This window comes from Pseudomonas sp. TNT2022 ID1044 (genome assembly GCF_028656895.1).
Taxonomy (GTDB): Bacteria; Pseudomonadota; Gammaproteobacteria; order Pseudomonadales; family Pseudomonadaceae; genus Aquipseudomonas; species Aquipseudomonas reinekei.
This window is the reverse complement of record NZ_JAMDHB010000006.1, coordinates 410,308-431,231: the sequence shown is the minus strand read 5'-3', so window position 1 is coordinate 431,231 and position 20,924 is coordinate 410,308. Positions and strand designations below refer to the sequence as shown.

General features: G+C 54.5%; 19 protein-coding genes and 1 pseudogene. 7 read left to right on the top strand and 13 right to left on the bottom strand.

Annotated features, from left to right (window positions below; all coding sequences use genetic code 11):
• Nucleotides 1–404: 404 nt before the first annotated feature.
• Genes M5G20_RS10315 through M5G20_RS10305 form a run of 3 tightly spaced genes read right to left on the bottom strand, consistent with a single transcriptional unit; the run spans nt 405 to nt 2,126 of the window.
• Nucleotides 405–674: a pentapeptide MXKDX repeat protein gene (locus tag M5G20_RS10315; RefSeq protein WP_023446638.1), complete on the bottom strand. Its 270-nt coding sequence runs from the start codon at nt 672–674 to the stop codon at nt 405–407.
• A gap of 52 nt (nt 675–726) precedes the next feature.
• Nucleotides 727–1,512, bottom strand: a complete 786-nt coding sequence (locus M5G20_RS10310) for a molybdopterin-dependent oxidoreductase (protein WP_047292637.1) — start codon at nt 1,510–1,512, stop codon at nt 727–729.
• Nucleotides 1,509–2,126 carry a cytochrome b/b6 domain-containing protein gene (locus M5G20_RS10305; RefSeq protein ID WP_047292638.1) on the bottom strand — a complete coding sequence of 206 codons (618 nt, stop codon included), beginning with the start codon at nt 2,124–2,126 and terminating at the stop codon, nt 1,509–1,511. The genes M5G20_RS10310 and M5G20_RS10305 overlap by 4 nt, the downstream gene beginning before the upstream one ends.
• Nucleotides 2,127–2,399: 273 nt before the next feature.
• Between M5G20_RS10305 and M5G20_RS10300 the strand changes: the two genes are divergently transcribed.
• A complete protein-coding gene (locus M5G20_RS10300; protein WP_126634724.1) occupies nt 2,400–2,807 on the top strand; it encodes a hypothetical protein in 408 nt (135 codons plus the stop codon).
• A 472-nt stretch (nt 2,808–3,279) separates the two neighbouring features.
• Here M5G20_RS10300 and tnpC read toward each other — a convergent pair whose 3' ends face one another.
• From tnpC to tnpA, 3 genes are all read right to left on the bottom strand, one after another.
• Complete coding sequence (gene tnpC / locus M5G20_RS10295; RefSeq protein WP_047292640.1) at nt 3,280–4,806, bottom strand: IS66 family transposase; 1,527 nt, start codon at nt 4,804–4,806, stop codon at nt 3,280–3,282.
• Nucleotides 4,807–4,887: 81 nt separating this feature from the next.
• Nucleotides 4,888–5,223, bottom strand: coding sequence for an IS66 family insertion sequence element accessory protein TnpB (gene tnpB / locus M5G20_RS10290; RefSeq protein WP_034149241.1), 336 nt, complete (start codon nt 5,221–5,223; stop codon nt 4,888–4,890).
• Nucleotides 5,223–5,579, bottom strand: coding sequence for an IS66-like element accessory protein TnpA (tnpA, locus tag M5G20_RS10285; protein ID WP_073665531.1), 357 nt, complete (start codon nt 5,577–5,579; stop codon nt 5,223–5,225). The genes tnpB and tnpA overlap by 1 nt, the downstream gene beginning before the upstream one ends.
• 586 nt (nt 5,580–6,165) lie before the next feature.
• On the opposite strand from tnpA, the gene M5G20_RS10280 reads away from it, so the two are divergent.
• From M5G20_RS10280 to M5G20_RS10260, 5 genes are all read left to right on the top strand, one after another.
• Nucleotides 6,166–6,468, top strand: a complete 303-nt coding sequence (locus tag M5G20_RS10280) for a hypothetical protein (protein WP_273919046.1) — start codon at nt 6,166–6,168, stop codon at nt 6,466–6,468.
• Between the two features lies 1 nt (nt 6,469).
• A complete protein-coding gene (locus tag M5G20_RS10275) occupies nt 6,470–7,972 on the top strand; it encodes a hypothetical protein (protein WP_273919045.1) in 1,503 nt (500 codons plus the stop codon).
• Between the two features lie 229 nt (nt 7,973–8,201).
• On the top strand, nt 8,202–9,146 hold the full coding sequence (gene choX / locus M5G20_RS10270; RefSeq protein WP_273919044.1) for a choline ABC transporter substrate-binding protein: 945 nt from the start codon (nt 8,202–8,204) through the stop codon (nt 9,144–9,146).
• A 24-nt stretch (nt 9,147–9,170) separates the two neighbouring features.
• The gene (locus M5G20_RS10265; RefSeq protein WP_273919043.1) at nt 9,171–10,085 is read left to right on the top strand and encodes an alpha/beta hydrolase; all 915 of its coding nucleotides are present in this window, start codon (nt 9,171–9,173) and stop codon (nt 10,083–10,085) included.
• Nucleotides 10,086–10,226: 141 nt separating this feature from the next.
• Entirely contained in the window at nt 10,227–11,201 is a 975-nt protein-coding gene (locus tag M5G20_RS10260; protein ID WP_273919042.1) for a hypothetical protein, read from the top strand.
• A gap of 141 nt (nt 11,202–11,342) precedes the next feature.
• On the opposite strand, the gene M5G20_RS10255 is transcribed toward M5G20_RS10260, so the two are convergent.
• The 6 genes from M5G20_RS10255 to M5G20_RS10230 form a co-directional block, all read right to left on the bottom strand.
• Complete coding sequence (locus M5G20_RS10255) at nt 11,343–12,017, bottom strand: hypothetical protein (protein WP_273919041.1); 675 nt, start codon at nt 12,015–12,017, stop codon at nt 11,343–11,345.
• Nucleotides 12,018–12,131: 114 nt separating this feature from the next.
• A complete protein-coding gene (locus M5G20_RS10250) occupies nt 12,132–13,295 on the bottom strand; it encodes a Wadjet anti-phage system protein JetD domain-containing protein (protein ID WP_273919040.1) in 1,164 nt (387 codons plus the stop codon).
• Nucleotides 13,295–16,012: an SbcC/MukB-like Walker B domain-containing protein gene (locus M5G20_RS10245; RefSeq protein WP_273919039.1), complete on the bottom strand. Its 2,718-nt coding sequence runs from the start codon at nt 16,010–16,012 to the stop codon at nt 13,295–13,297. The genes M5G20_RS10250 and M5G20_RS10245 overlap by 1 nt, the downstream gene beginning before the upstream one ends.
• 59 nt (nt 16,013–16,071) lie before the next feature.
• On the bottom strand, nt 16,072–16,701 hold the full coding sequence (locus tag M5G20_RS10240; protein ID WP_273919038.1) for an ATP-binding protein: 630 nt from the start codon (nt 16,699–16,701) through the stop codon (nt 16,072–16,074).
• Nucleotides 16,688–17,293: a DUF4194 domain-containing protein gene (locus M5G20_RS10235; protein ID WP_273919037.1), complete on the bottom strand. Its 606-nt coding sequence runs from the start codon at nt 17,291–17,293 to the stop codon at nt 16,688–16,690. Before M5G20_RS10235 ends, M5G20_RS10240 begins: the two co-directional genes overlap by 14 nt.
• Nucleotides 17,290–18,708 (bottom strand): Wadjet anti-phage system protein JetA family protein, encoded by a 1,419-nt coding sequence (locus M5G20_RS10230; protein WP_273919036.1) that lies wholly within the window; start codon nt 18,706–18,708, stop codon nt 17,290–17,292. The genes M5G20_RS10235 and M5G20_RS10230 overlap by 4 nt, the downstream gene beginning before the upstream one ends.
• Nucleotides 18,709–18,803: 95 nt before the next feature.
• Here M5G20_RS10230 and M5G20_RS10225 point away from each other — a divergent pair, with 95 nt between their 5' ends.
• Complete coding sequence (locus tag M5G20_RS10225) at nt 18,804–19,640, top strand: WYL domain-containing protein (protein WP_273919035.1); 837 nt, start codon at nt 18,804–18,806, stop codon at nt 19,638–19,640.
• A 246-nt stretch (nt 19,641–19,886) separates the two neighbouring features.
• Here M5G20_RS10225 and M5G20_RS10220 read toward each other — a convergent pair.
• Nucleotides 19,887–20,732: pseudogene (locus M5G20_RS10220) on the bottom strand (YifB family Mg chelatase-like AAA ATPase); the annotation flags it as partial.
• Between the last annotated feature and the right edge of the window lie 192 nt (nt 20,733–20,924).

Genomic DNA, 20,924 nt, shown 5'->3' with positions numbered 1-20,924 from the left:
CAACTATCCTGACACCGGGGGATGACTGTGTTGGATGAATGACAGGTGTAAAAATAGATGTCTCTTAATACCAGACGTTTTGGCTTGTTTAGGCGGAACGGATGAGTGCTCAACGTTCCATCAGTTTCGTCAAAAGACCTGGGTTTCCTAGGTTTCGATAAATGAAGGACGACGAGATTACTGGAGTGTCCACCAATTCGGTTTTTAGGTGTTCAAGGTTGTCTTTAAGTCAATGTATGAGGCCCGGGCTAAAACTGCAGCACTAAACGCTGCATTCTCAGGCCTCATTTTTTGAAATTTCTGGGCACCATTCGCGCGGATGATATAGGTCGCAAAGAAATACCGCGGATCACCATTTCGTGACCAGTTCTTTGTGCGCTCTTATATGGGCGCGATGATTGAAATTACTGCGACATGGCGTCCTTTTTCATCGAATCCTTGGACATGGCTTCTTTTTTCATACCGTCTTTAGACATAGAGTCCTTGGACATATGGTCTTTTGACATCGAGTCTTTGGACATGGGGTCAGACTTTTTCATGCCATCTTTTTTCATTGCATCCTTGGACATGGAATCCTTGCTCATGCTGTCGTGACTCATGGTGTCAGCAGCGAACACAGAGCCAGCGCCAACGGCCAGGCACAAGGACAGAACAACGGTAGTCAGCTTTTTCATGATGAAACTCCTTGAAGCTCAGTTTGCGGGTGTGTGAAAGCTTCAGGCTCCGTCAGCTGCCACCGAACCAGTTGTAGCCCTGGTCTTCCCAGTAGCCGCCGCTGTAGGTGTTGCTAACGAAAATCGCCTGGATGTGTTTGGGGTTCTTGTAGCCAAGCTTGGTGGGCATGCGCAGTTTCATCGGGAAGCCGTACTCACGCGGCAGCACCTTGCCGTCCCAAGTCAGCGCCAACAGGGTCTGCGCATGCAGCGCGGTGGCCATGTCGATGCTGGTGTAGTAATCGTCGGCGCACTTGAAGCCGACGTATTTGGCGTCGGTGTCGGCGCCGATGCGTTTGAGGAAGTCGCTGAAGCGCACACCGCCCCAGCGACCGATCGCGCTCCAGCCTTCGACGCAGATGTGGCGGGTGATCTGGTCGGTCTGCGCCATGGCACGTAGCTCTTCAAGGCGCCAACTGCGTTTGTCTGCGACCAATCCAGACACCTCGAGGCGATAACTCTCTTCCTCCATTGTCGGTGCTTCGTCGATGCCGTAGAAGGCATTGAACGGAAACGGACGGGTGATCATCGATTCGGGATAGGTCGGCGCCATGGCGTTGGGGTTGAATAACCAGCCCTGTACTCGGTCGTTCAAACGCGACATGGAGGACAATGCGGTATCAACGCTATCGGTATTGGTCAGATTGCATCCGGACAACATGGCCACGCCACCAAGCGTCAGGCCGTGCAGTAGGAATGAGCGGCGCGAACGGTCTTCAATTTGCGGCGCAAGGATCTTGCGGGCATCCGACAGGATCGAGGACTCGTCCAGATCAGGATTGTGAATGCGCTTTTTCATACGGGCTCCTTGCGACCGACAATCATGGCCAGCAGGGTTTTTGGTACCAGCGCGACCATCACTAGATGCACCGCCACAAACGCTACCAGCAGCGCCATCGCAATGAAGTGCACATGCCGCGCGGTGTCGTAGCCACCCAACAATTCACGCAGCAGCGGGAACTGCACTGACTTCCACAGCACCAGTCCGGAAACCACCAGCAGGGCGATATCCACCATGACAAACAGATAGGCAAAGCGCTGCACCTGGTTGTAATGGCTGAGGTCGGCGTGACCGAGTTTTCCGCGCAGGGCGGCCCACAGGTCGTGCAGTACTCCCTTTGGCGAAACCGGGAAAAAGCGCCGCTTGAAGCGACCACTGAACAGGTTGAAGGCCACGTATAGGAGGCCGTTGAACGCCAGCAGCCACATCGCCGCGAAGTGCCACTGCAATGCGCCGCCGAGCCAGCCCCCAAGTGTGATCGCGTTGGAAAACCTGAAATCGTAAAGAGGTGAAGCGTTATAGATCCGCCAGCCGCTGGTGATCATCATCAACACGGCCAGAGCGTTGAGCCAATGCGTCAGGCGTAGCCAGCGCGGATGAATGGGCCTGGGTGAAGCAGTGCGCTGCAACATGTCCGGCTCCCACTCGTTACTGAATGGGGCGGAGTATGGATGGCTGGGTTTCGCTAAATCCTCACGAAGAGTTAAACAAAACGTGATAACTCTCGGTCGATCCCCTCTGATGGGCGCATAAGAAAGTCATTGGTTGTGGGGTACTGCATGGATAGCACGATTGTCCGTTGCGTCGAACAAACAGCGGAGTAGGATTGGTTACAAGCCCGAATCGAGGTGATGTCTGTGGAAAAAGACGACATCCGGCGCAGAGTTATCGCTAGGGAGCGGGAAATGCTCGCTCAAGCCAAGAGCGACATTTTAGGATGCGGTGATTTCCTTCCCGTTAATCGGCTGGCGCAGCATTTCAACATACGTGTTGAAGCACTTACTCCGGCTTTAGTTAAGTGGGAGGCAGACAACCGAATTTTCTCGATCGATCATGAAGGCTGCAGCCTATTCCCCTGCTATGCATTTTCTACTGAACCGACGCTCAGCCCGTATCCAGAATTGAAAGGGATACTCTCAATTCTCTCCCCTACGAAAAACAGCGTAAGCGTCCGGCAAAGGCATCTGGCCCTAAGTCGGAAATTGGCGCAGCAGCCGATAGCTTCCTGTGACCATTGCCACTTCTTGAGGGATGGTGCGCGCGGTACCGCAATGCAACACAATCACAAAACAAAATTCTCCCTTGCTGAGTAGTATTACATTAGACGGGGATTTAAGAGGTTTCAGGTATTGCAGAGGCTATCGCTTCCGACCGTCTTCCGTCGCAAAATTTCATAAATTTGGATCAGTTTTGCGAGTTTTGCTACCAAATGCGGAGCGACAACGCCCGAGTGACTTTGGACGGGGCAGAATGGGGTGCGCTACGGGGATAATCAGGGTGTGGCGGGGGGTTACAGGAATTGTTAGGGGAAATGGGGGATATGAGGGGGCGCTAACTCCAGGGTAACTACTGTTCCGCGGATTAAATGAGGGGGAAAGGGGGTGTTTGAGAGGGGGATACAGGGAGACTGCGGGATTTATAGGGTGTCTCGGGGCGCTAAAGGGCGGTACGTGGCGTAGATCTACCCCATTGCAACCAATGCTACGAAAAACCATGTTTTGTGGATGATTTTGGGACTATGCGCCGGAATATTCATAAACGCGTCCACGACGCCACCTGATGTAATTACACCGGTTGCCACCGATGTGGTAGCAACGCCGCAATCTCACTCGCTCGCTGCGTGGGCAGCCGCGTCAGAACATCCTTCAGATAGGCGTACGGATCATGTCCATTAAGCCGTGCTGACTGGATCAAACTCATGATCGCAGCCGCACGTTTGCCGCTGCGTAGTGACCCGGCGAACAGCCAGTTCGACCGCCCAAGTGCCCATGGCCGGATTTGATTTTCACACCAATTATTGTCTATGGGCACGGCGCCATCCTCGAGATATCGGATCAACGCGACCCAGCGTTTGAGGCTGTAATCCAGGGCTTTGGCGATGGCCGACCCTTCGGGCACGAGTTCGCGCTGGGCAATCATCCAGGCGTGTAGCGCCTCGATTATCGGAGTCGCCTTTTCCTGCCGTATTCGGTGCCGCATGTCCGGCTCTAGGTCTTTTACTTCACGCTCTATTTCGTAAAGTGCTGCGATGTAATGCAGCGCTTTTTCGGCGATTTGGCTCTTGTTGGTCGCGTGAAGGTCGAAGAACTTGCGGCGAGCATGGGTCATGCAGCCGATCTCTGTGACGCCCAGATCAAAGCTCGCCTTGTAACCGGCGAAGTCGTCGCAGACCAGCTTGCCGTTCCAGTTGTTCAGGAAGGTTCGGGCGTGTTCACCGGCGCGGCTCGGGCTGAAGTCGTAAACGACTGCCGCCAAGTCGGCGAACTGGCTGGTTGCGTAGGCCCAAACGTAGGCTCGGTGGGTCTTCTTGGCGCCCGGCGTCAGCATCTGTACCGGCGTTTCATCGGCGTGGATCACGCCATGCTCGAGCACTGCTTCGCGCAGCGCATCCACCAGTGGCTGTAGCTGCACGCCGCAGGCGCCAACCCATTGCGCCAAGGTCGAACGGGCGATTGCCAGACCGGCTCGGCCGAAAATTTTCTCTTGTCGATACAGCGGCAGATGGTCAGCAAACTTGGCCACCATAACGTGGGCCAGCAGGCCTGCCGTAGGGATGCCTTTGTCGATGACATGCGCCGGTACCGGCGCCTGGATCAGCGTCTCGCACTGCTCACAGGCCCATTTCCCACGGATATGGCGCTCGACGGTAAACACGCCGGGGGTGTAGTCGAGCTTTTCGCTGGCATCTTCACCGATACGCTTGAGGACGCAGCCGCATTGGCAATGGCTGTTGTCCGGTTCGTGGTGGATCAGCGTACGAGGAAACTGCGCTGGCAGCGGCGCACGCTTGGGTTGCTGGCGCACTTTGGCCGCAGTCGGCGTCGGTTGCAGTGCCTCAAGTTCAGCTTCGATAGCCGCGATGTCGGTGTCGATCAGGTCATCGAGCAAGCTGGCTTGAGCAGGACTTAGTTGCTCGCTGCGCTTGGCAAACTTGAAGCGCTTGAGCAGCGCGATCTCATGGGCCAGTTTCTCGTTGACTGTTTTGTGATGGTGGATTTGCTTGTCCATCGTCTCGACGCGCTGCATCAACTGCGCGGCCAGAGCGCGCAGTTGTTCAGGGTTCAGTTGGTCGAGATTCGGGATGGAAGTCATGCCGCCGATTTTGCCAGAGAGGGCTTTGGGCGGCGATAGACTGATGGGCCAATTGCGCTGGCAAGCTGGCCATGGCAGAACTTAAAGCACAGTGATGACGCCGCCGGCACCGACTCTTTGCCAAGGTAAACCGAGTATCAGGGCCTGAAGCTGTTCTGCATCCAACTCAAGTTCCGAACCATGTCGCACGCCTGGCCAGAAAAAGCGTCCTTGGTGCAACCGACGTGCTGCCAGCCAGATGCCGACGCCGTCATGCACCAGCACTTTCATCCGATTGGCGCGGCGGTTGGCGAAGAGATATGCACAGTGCGGCTTTGCCGCACCGAACACGGCCACTACCCGTGCAAGCGCGGTGTCGGTGCCCGCGCGCATGTCCATCGGCTCGGTGGCGAGCCAGATGGAATCGATGCGGATCATCAGATTAATCCCCGGACGAATCGGGCACATCCCTCGGGATCGTTGACGGGCCAGTTCACCACGAGGCTCCCATGCTCGCTTGGCACGTCGATTCTGATCGATGGCTCGGGACGATCATGAACGCAGGGTTCTAGTTTCAAAGGCATAAAAGCGGGCAGGTTTTTACTGTCCGCGTCGCGATAAAGCGGAATCCATTTACGCACGAGATTGGCATTGATCCCGTGGCTCAGCGCGACGCTTGCGATGGACGCACCAGCGTGCAGACATTCCTGAACGACTTGGGCTTTGAAAGGTTTGGGGTAAGAGTGTCGTTGACGCATGGCGATCCGCTTAATAAGGCTAAAAATGGTGTCCACTTAAATAGGTGTCCACCATCGCCCTAAGCGTTGGGATCAGAAAGGTGTGTTGGCCGGACGCTTACAAAACAGCTGGTCGGTCGCATTCTGGTTTTATTCCCCGAATGGAGTGCTGGGAGGTAAACGCCCCCGAGATTTGGTTTCCACGGATGCATTCCGTGTTTCCTTGGCTGCACAACATGAGGTTGATGGGATCACTCATGGCTAGGTACACCAATTTATGTAAGAGGTGTTGGTACGAAACCTCCGACTCCGAAGGCTATACCCGGTTTGTACACGAGTTGACGTAGTGTCCAGCTGACTGGTGAGTGAACCGGCACCGAGACTGTAGGAATTCTACTGATTGTTATTCGGTGCGAAAAACCTCATTCCACTCAACGATCCGTTTGCATTTTTTTGATCAAAAAATGCATCAGATTTGACCAGCGCACTTTCACCCCATGGGGGCGCTTGCGGCCCCACTTCGGACGCCCCAACGCCCCGCGGATCTGGGCAAATCCAGATTCGTAAGATTCGATCATCAATATTTAAGAGGCCAATCGGTATCGTTCACCTCACACCAATCATGCCAGTGAGGAGCATGCCAATGAGCAACAACGTCGTATTTACACCGGGTAATGACATGTACCACTTCGCCTGTCTGCGTAAGGAGGTCGGCGACCTTCATGTAATCGGCGTCTTGGCACAGAGGCTCATGCAAAAGAGCCATCCAGACGCAGCTACGGCAGTCAGAGCTGCAGTGGATCAATTTGAATTGCTGAAAGATATGCAAAGCGGTCAGGCAATCTTTTCTGAAATACGTGCAGAAAATGGCCTGGGTCGAAAGGGGCAAGCACGGAAGATGCAGAGCATCGAGGCTCCCAAAAAAACTGACGGTGGGGACAAGTAAAATGGATACGATCGAACACCAAATCCTCGCGGAAGGACGGTACGAGCCAGAGGTTGCGATCGACGTAATAGAGCCTCTGACATTCAAGCAGGAGGATTTCTTTAATTACATGTCCCAGCGTTTTGGAGTCAGTGAGAAGCCCTATGAACCTCTGAAAGACCTGCTGTCGCTTTATGACATCAAGAGTGACGAAATTCTGGGCACTGGCTTCCAGTGCCAGGAGGAGGATAAGGGGAACTTGGCGTCGTTTGAGCAGGCTAAGCTCGCCGTCCTTGTGCGAATGATGTCTAAAATCAATAAAAAATGGCGCGCGCGGGTCAAGCTGGGCAAGGCTTCTATGAGTGCGGTGTTGGGGGCGAAGGCACCTAGCAGCACTGTTGCAAAGCGAGAAAACGATGAGATGCTCATGGAGTACATTGCCCTGCTGAGGGATGGTGTTCCAGCTTCTCAACGAGGCGCTGCCGCTCCTCTGTTTGAAAATGCTCCAGAGTACGCATTTGAAGGTGGCAAGTTCGAACACTTAGCGATGCTGATGATGAAATATGTCTCGGAGTTTTTGGCTGGGCGTCAGCGGGAGTTGGTGGTGAAGCAGAACGAGGCTAACGGCTGGGTTTCGCCAGAGAAAGGTTACGCATTTTGGCCTGATCATGTCTCGCCGGCCTATGGTGCATCGGAAGCCGTCGATATGGCGAGGAGAGCGTTTTTTGCTTATCTGGAGGGTGTTCCTGCTGATGCCCAAAAGGATATGGCGCGTGTTCGACTGCTGAAAGACTATTTCCTCGACGCTGAGGCGAGCCATTGGGAAGAAATGCACGCGGTTTGCACGCTTTTGGAGGGAGAGATACCTGAAGAGGTCGGTAAACTCGATTTGGAGTTGAAGCAAGAAGATCTGCCCGAGAAAGTCGCTCAGGCGTTTGGTGTTGGGACGTCCTCCTTACCAGGTGAGTTGATTGGGCAGGCGCAATGCCTCGTGCGCCTTTATGCATTGAAACACGGTCCTTTTGACCCAGGCACAGACTCTCCGGAGAAGCTCGACTACCTCGAAAAGATGAAGCAGCCGTTTTACACCGGCTTGGCAGCGGTCATCCTTTACCATCTGCAAATCCGCCGTAAGAGCATCAAAATCGAGGTCCCTGGGGAAACCTATCCCAGTGTGCCGGTTTACAAGGCTTTCAAAAACGCGCTGCTCGATGCCGGCGTAGATCTGGGCCTTAGCCTCGAAAACAATGAACCGGCATTCAAGTCGGTGCTGAATACGATGGATACGAAGGCCCTCAGTTATATGCTGTCCATGTTCTCCTATGCGTCCAATGCCGATGACGGGCGTACAAGATTTTTGCGGATGGACTACATAGGTGAGCAAGCCAGGACCAAAGTAGAGCGATGCGCATTTCTGGCGGAATTGCCTCAGATGCTCAAGGGCTATAGCTGCGCGACGGCCCACTTTTTGATGAGCACATATGTGTCAGAGCTGATCGAGAACACTCACAACCCGCTGAATTAGCCTGCAACGTGGAGCTGATGCATGAACCACCCAGTGAGTAGTCGTAGGTGATCACTCACTGTGATGGCTCTGCCGAGGGTTGCGATCTTTTTAGTCGCCATCGTGCAAATCAAGGTCGCCACAGTTTGCTTTTACCGCTCGTCGGCTGCGTAATGTTTCGAGCACGGTGCACAGACACTGGCCCGACAATAACCCGCTACCGCCGAGATGCTTCCCCATGACAAGCACGATGAAAAGATTCGCCCGTGGTCTCTCAATCCTCTGTGGTACTGCGCTTTTGAGCACCAGTGTGCTGGCCGGTGACGACCCTTCCTGCAAGGCGGTGCGCATGGGAGTGGTCAACTGGACCGATGTAATCGCCACCAGCGGCATGGCCGATGTGCTGCTCAATAGCCTGGGTTATGAAAGCAAGCAGACCAGTGCCGTGCAGCAAATCATATTCGCCGGCATTCGCGACAAGCGCCTGGATATCTTCCTCGGTTACTGGAAGCCGGCGATGGACAAGAACATAGCGCCGTTCCTGGCCGCCAATCAGGTCAAGGTCATGGACAAGCCAAGCATGGCCGACGCACAGGCAACGTTGGCGGTCCCCGATTACGTGGCGGCGGCGGGCCTGAAAACCTTCGCCGACATCGCCAAATTCAAGGATCAGCTCGGCGGCAAAATCTATGGCATCGAGCCGGGCAGCGGCGCCAACACCACGATCAAAACCATGATCGAGACCAATCACTTTGGTCTGAAGGACTTCAAACTGATCGAATCCGGCGAGGCCGGTATGCTCGCCGAGGTGCAGCGGGCGGTGAATCGCAAGGAGTTCGTGGTCTTCGTCGGTTGGACCCCGCACCCGATGAACATCAACATGAACATCAGTTACCTCACCGGCAGCGAGGACGTGTACGGGCCGAACGAAGGCGCGGCCACCGTCTCCTCCGTGACCTCGCCCGACTACGCCGAGCGTTGCCCCAATGTCTACCGCCTGCTGGAGAACCTGACCTTCACCGCCGCCCAAGAAAGTCAGCTGATGGTGCCAATCATGAAACGCCAGACCGCCCGGGACGTGGCCAGGAAATGGCTGAGTGATCACCCCGAGGATCTGCAGCGCTGGCTGGCGGGTGTCAGCAGTTTCGATGGCAAGGACGGCGTTGCCAAGGTGCAGGCCAGTTTGAAGAACTGATTTCAGAATTCGGGCTCCTGACTCATGGCTCCTTACCCGCTCTCCAAACAAATGACGGCCTTCATCGACAAGACCGTCAGCTTCAACAGCACCGAAACCAGCCTCACCTGTTTGCGTCAGGCCTACAGTGCCATGTGCCGGGCCTTTACCCCACCGCGCCCGGCGGATCTGTATGTGGTGGATTTCGAGTTGGCCTGCGTGCGCCTGCGTTCCTATCAGCCGCCGGCATCCTTGAACGACGGTTCGCCGTGCATCGTTTATCTGCACGGCGGCGGTTGGGTGGTGGGGGATCTGGACTCCCACGATTTCATCTGCGCCGAGATGGCCTCGAAGTTGGGCGTGCTGGTGATCGCCGTCGACTACCGACTGGCGCCGGAGCATCCATTCCCGGCAGCGTTCGACGATTGCCTGGCCGTGTGGCGAGCCCTGCGCACCGGCCCGTTCCGGCTGGACCCCAAGCGCACCCTGGTGGCCGGCGACAGCGCCGGTGGCAATCTCGCCGCCGCGTTGTGCCTGGCGCTGCGGGATGCGGGCGAGCCCATGCCCTGTGCGCAGGTGCTGATTTACCCGGGGCTCGGCGGCGATACGCAGCTGCCGTCGCGCCGCGAATGCGCCGATGCACCGTTGCTCACCAGCAACGACCTGGATTGTTATCAGGCGCTGTACCTGGGTGACACTGCCAGACCGGGTGTTTATGCCAAGCCGCTGCTGGCAGGAAATTTCCGAGGACTGCCTCCAGCCTTGATCGCTGTGGCGCAGTACGACCCGCTGTGTGATGACGGTGTGCAATACGCCGAACACCTCAACAACGCCGGCGTGGCCGCCACGCTCTACTACGGCAAGGGCCTGGTACACGGTTGTCTGCGGGGGCGAGGGCAGGTTGACGAGGTAGATGCGCTGTACGATGTGCTGTTTAACTTTCTGCGGAAAAAACTCTGACCCAGCAAGCACATGCTCATTGACGTAAATCGGGTTTATGATGCCGGACGGCAGAATAATAGAAGTCCCTCCAGGGATGACCCGACCCCTTAGTGCGTACTCAAAAGGGCCGTTTGGCCAAATTAAGGTAGATGAAACAGCATGGATTCGCAGAATGAAATTGAAGAGTTTTCACGCTCAGGAGTGATCAAGCTAAATATGAAGCTTACTCCTGATCAGGTTGAATATTTCAGGGAGTGGGCAGCAAACGTTCCTACGCTATATTTCTTGGATATTTGTGTCGTCGGCGCTACTAAGCTGTCACAGGATCAACTCGAGAAAAGTGAACGCAAAGCCGAGATCGTTGAACATCTTCGATTCTTAGACAGGCCTACAAACGGCTTCTCTTATTTTTTTGCCTTGATGGAAAAAGTAAGCGATTCGCGTGGTACCGCTTCAGACCTCGAGTTGGAAGAACGGATACTCGGTGACTTAGCTGCTCTGCGAGCATTCTTCGTACATGCCCATATATATGAGCCCGACGACTTCGTGATTCAGTTCCTTCGTGAGCTGAGGCGTTCTGCAATCGAACTTGAACGGCCAAAATATGTAAAATTCCTAGAAGCAATCAACGATAGCTTCGATATCAGAGAGCCTGTCGGAAAGTCGCTTAGGTTCGAGAAAGCAAAAGAAATTGTCGCCCTCGCACACTCATTAGATGTCTATCATCAGCACCCGATCGTCTCCATAGTATTGGCCTGTTTGTATGGAAATAGGGCTGCGAAGAAACTGATGAAGTTTAAAGCAGATTCCGCCAAATTTAACGCTGAGAATGTGTTAGCAGACGTCATGACGATCACAAGATTCGCCAAGCAAAGGCTTCAAATCGATAAAATTAGTCGCTCAGGCGGGCGATATCAAAATACGTCATTCATCACAGACGATGACGGTCTGATTGGCATAATCAGGTACTTTCAGCCTGAAAGTATGACTGTGGAAAACACGAGCGAAGGGGCCACTACGCGCTACACGCTAACAGTTGAGCTACAAAAGCTTTTGACAGAAATTGAAACCGATGAGTACGAGAAAATCTGCAACCTTCTGATTGCAGGCCCTACAACTGAACCTGAAGAATAAATTTTATTCCCGCGAACGTGCCTATAGTTGATTGATTGTATAGGCACGTATCCGCTCCCCTAAAAGCATAAAAGGGGAAACCTTCCGAATGCTAATTTTTGCTAGTTTTTGAAAAGCGGGTTCCATTTTCAGGAAAGATCACTAGTCTAGCAATAGGTACTGCTGCTCAATCTTATCTCTGTAGGCGTCATGCAAGGTTTTCAGAAACAAATTGCCAATCCCTGTAAGTTCATAACTTACCTTGATGTATTGTTCCTTTTCGCCGCTGAGGAAATTTTTGTTCCGACTGGCAAGACTCACGCTGCGCTTGCAAATGCGATGATTTACTAGTATGTCTCCCAGTCCATCATCGAAAATGTTGGGGTTGTGATACCCGTGCATAAATTTAAATAGATCAATTATGTAGATTTTATTGATAAACCGAACTTGATCAGAAAATTGCCCCCGAGTTATTTTATTCCGAACAAGTCTGCGGAAAGTGACCCCGATCATTTTGGCTTTTTGCTCGGACTCCGCCTGCTCAATAAGCTCTAATAAATGCTCGCTAAGTAGAGGGTCGTCTTTGGGGTCCCTTGCTGCTATGAATCGTGATACTTCCTCCTGTTTTAGATCATCGGCACCCTCAATAAATCCCTTTAGTTTTTCTTTGAGTTTCTCTGTTTTGTAGCTTTTGAAAGCCTTGAATATACCTATCGCAGATCCAGCTATGGGGAGCTCGCTAAGAGCGCCGCTGGTTACGAAGGTATCGACAAATGCCTCGACTGCATCATCTAAAGGCAACTCCTTGCTGGCTTTGATTATTTTATTGTCTTTCATACTCGCTAACTCCTTGTAATTGGTTAGTGGTTAATCTTGAAACCGCGTCGAAGGGTTAAACAATCTGCAGTAGTGATTCAGTCTGACGGTGCGTCTGAATTTAAGCGCCCTCGATTAAGGCAATCGAATAGGCAAACCTTCCTGTTCGAGGATGATTGCTTTGAGCGTCGATGCCAATTCTGCCCAACCAGCACGGATGGCGCTTTTGATCATCGATCGATGCTGTTCTGCCTGGGCCGCGTCGCCTTGCTCGTTCCACTGGCTCGCATCCATGTACCAAGGCTCGAGGTGGCGTCCTGTAGTCGCGGCGAAATGCGCAACACGTGCTGCCACGCGAAATCCTCCCTCGTCATGATCGCCCCAATGAAGAATGCGAGTGTTGTGTGGGAGTGACATGAGGATGTTCGCATACGCCTTGCCCCAAGTCGGGGAGGGCATGCCGGCAGTGTAGATGACAAGGCCTGGCCGGTTGGGGAGCAATGCTTTGGCAGCTTGATGAAACGTGGTGAGATTTTCGATGGTCAGGAGCCACTCAGGTGTTCCTGAATAGCCACGGATGACCGAGTTCGCAACGCCTATGAAAGGGCGAACAATCGAGCATTGCACTGACTCATCCAGTATGAGATGCCCAGTTCCGGCTACCAGAAACGGTTGTGGTTCTTTGGTGAGGCCGATTTCACCGAATACTTCACTCCAATGGCGAGCCCGCGAGCTCAGTGCTTCACTGGTCAAGACATCCAGGTGCTTGATAAGCGCCTCGATGCGTTTGGATTTTCTGAACAGTTGAACGCTTAGTTGGCGAACCACCTGATCTTCAACTGATGCATCCATTGCATCCAGGACGCGCATGGCGTCAGCAAAATCGCCAGCGGATTCAGGTCCTAGGGATCTGACCTGTTTGAGTTTGGCCCAATGCGCCAATAGCTCTTCTACTCGGGCATTCGAGCTCCATTGGCGTAATTGTTCGCGAGCGTAGGCAACGGAGGCATTGTTGGTGGCTTGCCCAAGATGGGCGGCCAGCAGATCCACGTCGAGTAGCACCGCGGCATCCAGGGGGCGATCGTCTCCTCCCTGCCGAGCCCACTCCAATTTTATTGCACCGGCTGTTGCAGCCCGGCGCATTTGGGCGTGCATGGCATCTCGGTCATGAAGTTTTTGCTGCCAGTAGGGCGATTCTGGTGAAGTAAAGGATTCGCGAATCGTGCGTGAATTGCCGCTCAGTCGAGCACGTTCACCACGCGTGAGCAGTCGAAGCAGGGCATCTTCAGCAAGACTCATCAGTTGCCCTCCAGTCGGTCGATTTCCTGCTGCAGAAGATCCGGGTGTGCGTAAAAGTTGTCGCTGTGAAGCAGCTCACGTGTTTTGTCGAACACGACATTTTTCTTGAGATGCACGTGCTTGGTCCCGAAGCGGGACATGTCGTAGTAAACGTTCAAAAATGATGAAAGCTTGGCTTGATCGGTTTCCGGGCCTGCCATTATCAACTGCAGGCCTAGTCCATTGAGGTACTTGACCGCCGCACGGATGTTTTGCGGATCCATTTTGTCGAACGCTTCGTCCAGCAGCATGATGCCGCCTCCAGACGTGCCGCCTTTCGTTTTTCCGTAAGCCGCAGCTAGCGCTGCCCCGAAGATCAGATACAGCGGGGTGCGGTGTTCACCGCCGGACGCTGGGCCGAACCGGTTGCTCAACATCCCGACTGAGGCGCCGTGCTGGTAAACCTCGACGTCATAACTGAAGAAGCGCCGATGATCATTCAGAGGGCTTGTGTCGTCCAGTAGGGTTGAGCTGATGTCGCCGTCCACCAACATACGGAATGCTTCCGGAGTTTCACCTGGACCGCCAAACAGATCGTCTTCCGATCCCCCGTGAGTCCGTATGCGTTCAAGAAAGTCGTGTAATTCACGATGCTCGTCGACGACTTTGTACCTGAACTCGTAGCGTTCATCGTTGGTAAAGGGCGGCGCTTCTTTCAGGACGGCGGTCAGGGTCTTGATCTGTTCCTCGAGCTGGTCAAATCCAGAGAGCAGCGTCTGTGCGACATCCGTACGGAACACCTTCACTGCGGCCTCATAAGCCTGCTCTGCTTTCTGCTCTTGCTCCACCAGCTCGAGCTCCTCGAGGCGCTGACGCTCCTTGAAGATAAATTCGAATGCGGCTATCCAGTTTTCGTTGGTGACGTCATGGTTTTGCAGGTTATAGGTGCTTGCGTAGCTGGTGAATGACACCCAGGCATCTCGGTGGGCATTCGCGGCGCTATCGATAGCTCTTTTCAATGACTCTTCTAACTCAACAAATTTACTGGACCAGTGGTCCCCGTGCTTTTCATCGAGCCTGGTACGAAGGCGTTCAACTTCATCGGCGCCGTACAGGATGTGCTGCCGTGACTCCCGTTCTGCTAACTGCTTGATTTCCAAGGATGCTTCCAGCACCTTGATTTGCGCCTGGCAGGTCGTCAGATTTGCCCTTAGACCCGCGGCCTTCTCTACACAGTGTGTCGCCGCACGGTCTGCATCGGCCTGGCGAGTATCAGCTGCTTCTTTTTTTCGGGTGAGTGCAGCCAGCGTATCGGTGAGGGTGCTTTCAAATGCGGCTCGGTGAATGTTTGTTTCATTGGTTGCCCTCGACAGCTCGCTGAGCAGGTTCTCGATCAACACCTGCACGTCGGCAGCATCCGAAAAACGGACGAGTTTCTTGTGAGGAGAATCCAAACGAGCGACCGCTTCGTTCGCTTGGCGCAACTGCTCAGCGGTATCCTGAACATATCTGGCTGATCGCTGCCTTCTGGTATGAGCATCATTGCGACCAATACGCAGCTCATGAATACCGAGCAGGCGGCGACGTTCGATGCCGCCGCCGGCACTGGCCATCCCTTCTTTGGAAATGACCTTGTCGCCCGTACGAAGCTGTTCGTTGGTTTCCACCAGCATGGTGCGCCCTAACTCACCCTGCAGATAACGAACGGCGTCCACATTTTCTCCGCGAACAAGCTGTGCGGCATACAGCTGGTCGCCAGGGGCGCTCCATGCTCGCAAGCGGGAGGGCAGGGCCAGCTTGACTCCATAAATGCCACTCGCGGCGCCGCTGCGATAGATCTGTATCGCTTGGAGCTCCTGATCGGCAGGTACCAGCAAGGCTTCCACATGACGCCCAAGCCACGATTCAATTGCGGGTTGCCAGTCAGGATCTGCGATGCTGACCAGATCACACACCGGTGTGACCTCCACCCCTGCGTTTTTCAGGACGCCCATCAGGCGGATGGTGTTGCCAGTGAGTTCAGTGAGACCTCTGTCCGCGCGATCCGAATTGGTAAGTGCGTCCTGATGCCGGGCTTTGGCCAGGTGTTGCCCCTGTTCTGCCTGAGTCAAGGCTGCATGGACTAGTTCATATACCCGGCTTAATGACCGGACTGCGGAGTGCACCGCGGCACTGGGTGGTATCTTTCCCACGTCCAGTGTTTCAAGTAGGACCGCCACCTGCTGGCTGGCTTGATTGAGTAGCTCGAGATCCGAGTGGTCTTGAAAAAACGTAAAGCATGATGCGATAGCGGCCGTCATCGCGTTGAATTGGAGCAGCAGTTCTTTGCTTCGAATTTCCTGCGTGTCCTCCATGCGTTTGAGGTTCTGCGCGAAATCTGCCTGATTGCGATATTCAGGATTACTGTGCAACTCACCGATCGCCAGGTCCCTTTCAGCCTTAGCATTTTCAGCTTCGGTCTGTGCTCTACCCAGTTCCATATCGGCGATCCCAATGCTTTCGCTGAGCCGCTCTAGCTCAGATTGAGCGGCATCGAGGGTTTCACCTTGTCTTTCGAGGTCATAGGTGTGCTTAAGCACCTTCAGATTCGCTTCGACGCTTCGTTCGCGCTTCACCTGCGTGTATTGATTCACGGTTTTGGTGGCGTGGCCGATGCGTTCTTTCAACATTTTGATCAGGTCGCGCAGCTTCCGCACATCGTCCAGCCTGTCCCGGAAAGCCTTGACGTGGGTTGGCATGGGTTCGATCAGATGCTGACGCAGGGTATCGCTCAGATCATGAATTTCCTCGCTGAGCTTTAACGAGCGCGCAAATGCTGCGCGCAGGGATTTCGAGTTGGGCTTGTCCCCGGGCCGGCCAGGTGGTCGATGAGCAATTGGCGAATAAACTCGTCTTTATGTCGGGTGATGACTGGTGTGCCGTGCCCCTCCAGTCGGCACAAATCGGCAGCTACATGGCGGAAGTCCTTCCATGGCAACACAGTTTCCCGCTGCCCCTCTGTCTGCTGATGATGCTTGGGGGTCAGGGCGACGCCAGGAAGAATGTACAGTCCTTCGACTTCATGATGTGAGTCTTCAACCCGGGCACTGAGGGCGACACCGGCAGTAAAGGGAATGCCGGTCTCCGTGTCCCGAAACACAAGATCAACATAGGTATTGGCTGATGTGCGGGCGTATTCCTTTATCCCGGGCACATAGGCTCCAAGACAGTAATCTCGTAGGGTGCGTGCGCGCTTTTTACCTTCACCGGCCGCGTTGAAATGCGTGCGGCTGCCATCGGCGGCCAGCATTACCACTTGAATAGCATCGAGGATGGCGGACTTGCCCGTACCGTTGGGGCCAAGAAACGCAGTGTTCAGACCTGTCTCCAAGTCTTCGCCGCCGTAAAGAAAAAACTGAACCAGCACCACATGCTCAAGCAATTTCATCGTCGACCTCCGAGTTGGACTCAACGGTCCCATAAGCGGCAAGCTGATGGAGTGCTGTCTCGCCGAGGATATCGGTGATGCCCGGACGGATGACGATCTTGAATGGCTGTCCGTCCGCTGAATCCTCAAGGCGCACTAGCCCGTAGCGCTTCAAAGCAATGGCGAGTTGCCTGAGCTCTGCCCGTTCAGGAAGAACGCGGTTGAGCCATTCTCGATAGGCACGTTCGAGCTCTTCCAGGGAAATGTAGGCTTCACCGTCGCTAATCTCGGCAGTGTGCATTCGATCATCGTAGAAACGGCGCAGCACCAAGGCTAGGCGGGTTTCGTTAATGGACATCTTCTCCGCGACCTGGTGGCTGGGAATGGCTACCAAGTAGGAATGATGAGGGTTGTGCCTTAGAGACATGCCGAACTTGGAAAGGAGCTCTTTGAAGGTCGCCAGGTATTTCACGATCAACTGATAGGTATAGCGACTACCATGATCTGTGGCGTAAATGGCCTGAGAAACCATTAGGCGATAGGCCGCCTTCTCGAAATCCTCGACCATGTGGTTCCCTGATGAGTCTTCTGCCAAGCGCTCCCAACTGATCATTTGACACTCCTCGCGCGGATCACGAATTGTTGATGTTCCATGTATTCATTGCGGGTGACGGCGTTGGCAACAAAACCCACCTGCATTCCCCTTACCATCTGAAGATGCGGATCGTTCAAACGTTTATCGGATGGGCAATTTTCACGTGAAGCGATCAGCAGCAACTTCTGATAACAGCAAAGATCAGTGATGGATTCGATTGTCAGTTCATCAGAAACGACAGCTTGCTTTCTGCCCAGATGGCGGGCGACATACTGAGCAAGCTTGATTGGGGTGATGTTGCGAGCGGCGTTCATTTGCTGCCTGAGCGCTTCCATGGCCAACTGCTGAGTGCTGGGCTGTTCCTTTTCAACGGGTGTTGCACGCACTTCACGCATTGGCGCTCGAGGTTTGGCCAGACCAACCCCAGATGCATGATAAAAGCCAGAAACTGACGGGAGCGCAGAATGCCCTTCCGGAAGATCTTGCGTGCCGCTGATCGCCTGCTGAATCAATTGATCGAAGTTGCCAGGCGACCGTAGCTTGTACTCGAACATTGCCAGGGCTCGCTGGTAGGCGATCCGGATCTCTTCATCAAGCCGGCGTAGATGTTCCTCAACTTCTTGCAGGCGCAGCAGCTGACGGGTGTCACGCTCATAGAGGGCTTCGGCGCGAAGGAAGTCATCGCCTGTCATCTTCTGCGCATACCACCCGATCAGCGACTCCCGAAAATCCTTGTCATGCTTAAACTGGAGCGTGAGTCGAATGACCTCGGACCTGAACTGCAGTGGGTGGTTGTTGGTACGCATGTCGCTGTAGTCGGCGATGAACACCTTGTCGATGTACTGCTCGAAGAATCCCTGGGTGAACTCCTTCACCGACTGTTTGGTAACCAGTTCGTCCATCACATCTTGAATGCGGCACCCGGTATTTGCGATGTGTGCCAGACATTGTTTGGCATGCTTGGCCGCAATGGTGTACAGCTGAGGAGCCTTACCCGTTGCCACCTCCCGCAGGTTTACACAAATGGAGTGAACCTGTCCGCCCAAGAACTCGGGCTGGTGGTAGGCAAAATCCGACAGCATCGAAAACAGGCGGGCTACGATCGGCCGCACTGTGACGTGTTCGATTACGCCGCGGCGACGTTCGCTGAGCCATCCACTGGTGGACAGCACCTTGAAGGCGTTATGAGCGCGAATATTCAAGCTGCTACCGAGCTCTTCCCCCCACGGATCATCCGCAATCAGCAAGGACTCGATTGTGCGAATGACGACGGGTTTCGGTGCTTCTTCTCCAGGGGAACGTCCACCGTCGCCCCACATCTCTTCCATTAATCGACTGAGAAGCTCCCAGTAGCGCCGATTATTGTTGGTGGCTAATGGCCGGAATATGTCTTCCGGGATGCGTTCGAACAGTGGAGGGATGCGGGTTTCCATGCCTAACACTCGGGACTACTGGGGTCATATTCGTAGCATAGATCTACCAATAGATCTATGCTACGGTAATACGTACTTTTTTTGGATTGATCACCATGCCCCGCCGTAGCTCAGCTCCCCAAGAGCGTCTTGAAGCCATCGAGATACTTCTTCTTTGGGAAGGGCGGGTTTCTAGATCGCGCATGCTGAGCTTGTTTGATGTGCATGAAACGCTGGCCAGCCGGGATATCACCAACTATCGACTGCAATATCCGGATGCTTGTGAGCCGGAAATGGCAAGTAAAAGCTATGTGGCGTCTTGGGGATTGCGCCCGCAGCTCACCGTCGGAGAATTTGGCGAGTACCAGCGGCTGATTGGCGCCTCTCGAGGGCTTGATGGTGTCGCGACCTGCGTCCCGTTCGAACACTCTCAAATCGATGCCACCGCAATCCGGTATCCCATGTTTTCCCAGATCCACCAGGCGATTGCTCTGAGCCGGTGCATAAAGGTGCAATATCGATCCATGACCAATCCGCAGGGACAGGATCGAATCATCAGGCCGCACGCGCTGATCCAGGCAGGGCCGCGGTGGCACGTTCGGGCGTTTTGCTCTAAGGCTCAGGAATTCAGGGATTTCAACCTAGGGCGTATTTTGACGGTCAGTGCGTCTGAGCAAGCTGATCTACAGTCTGGGGATCAAGATCAAACCTGGCACCAGATGATCTCCATTCGTCTGGTCCCGCACAGCGGACTCTCTGCGGCTCAAGCCATGATGGTCAGGGATGAGTACATGGGCGGCACCGTGGCGAAGGTATTCACGGTCCGTGCATCAATGGCCAAATATTTGATTCAGTCATTCCGCGCCGCTGTCGATCCCGATCGAGAGAAAGCTCCAGAGCATTTGCTGATGGTGGCCAATCCTAAGGAATTACCCGCAGGTTCGACCTGGTAACGATCTGCCGGACCTTCTGTGGTACGACACTGATCCACATCTTGGATCATTTGATTTCCGTCCAAGGACCGCAACCCTATCTAAGCCCGAAATGTAGGCTCGGCATCAGCTCTCCGACTTCTCTTAGGCTTCAGCCCCGCTGGAAGGCCCGTATTCTCTAGCATGTTTATAAAATCAGTTGTGGTAGTGGGACGGGCGTCAGTTGCATCTATTTCCAATTAGTTGCATTTATTGCGAAATGTCACAGCCGCCCCCCACGAGTGCAGGCCCGGAAGCAGAGTGATGGGGCTGGCGGAAGGGTCGTTGCGGCCAATGACTCAAGGGGGAGCAACTGACCACGGATTGAATTGCCGCCACTTCCAGCGCCTCAGACTCCGCCAGCGGGGGCAGCAAGCCTGGCAAACGACTCGCCAGCAGCGTCTTGCCCGTCCCTGGCGGCCCGCTGAACAGAAGATTATGGGCGCCCGCCGCAGCAATCAGCAGCGCACGCTTGGCGGCTTGTTGCCCCTGTACCTCGTTCAAGTCGGGGTAGGGTTTGCTGGCGTGAATCAAGCCATCGGAGACATAGGGTTCGACTGGCGTGTGCCCGTTGAAATGGGCGACGGCTTCCAGCAGATGATCCACCGCAATCACCTTCAAGCCGGACGCCAGGCACGCCTCCTCGGCATTCGCCCGCGGCACCATCAGCGAACGCCCGGCCTTGCGCGCCGCCAATGCCGCCGGCAAGACGCCGCGCACGGCACGCACCGCGCCTGACAGCGCCAACTCACCCAGACATTCCACATCATCGAGCGTCAGCGTCGGCACCTGCACACTGGCCGAGAGAATCCCCAACGCAATCGCCAGATCGAACCGCCCGCCATCCTTGGGCAGATCCGCCGGCGCCAGATTCAACGTGATCCGCCGCGCCGGAAATTGCAGCCCCGAATTGATGATCGCACTGCGCACCCGATCCTTACTCTCCTTCACCGCCGCCTCGGGCAGCCCAACCATGGTCAGCGATGGCAAACCATTGGCCAGATGGACTTCGACTGTGACAGCGGGTGCATCCACGCCAATCTGGGCGCGGCTGTGGACGATGGAGAGGGACATGGTCGTTCCTTGAATTGTACGGGGGCCGCTTCCTGCGGTATTTGAAGGGTAGTCGGGGGAGGGGATATTGGTGAGTTGGTTGATGGGGCAAACTTTCACTGGATGTTGCGAGGTGGATTGGCTTGAGTTGCAGGCGAAATAAAACCGCCCTGAAGAGGCGGTTTTTTTATTACAGGCTTTAGTGAGGTGGGG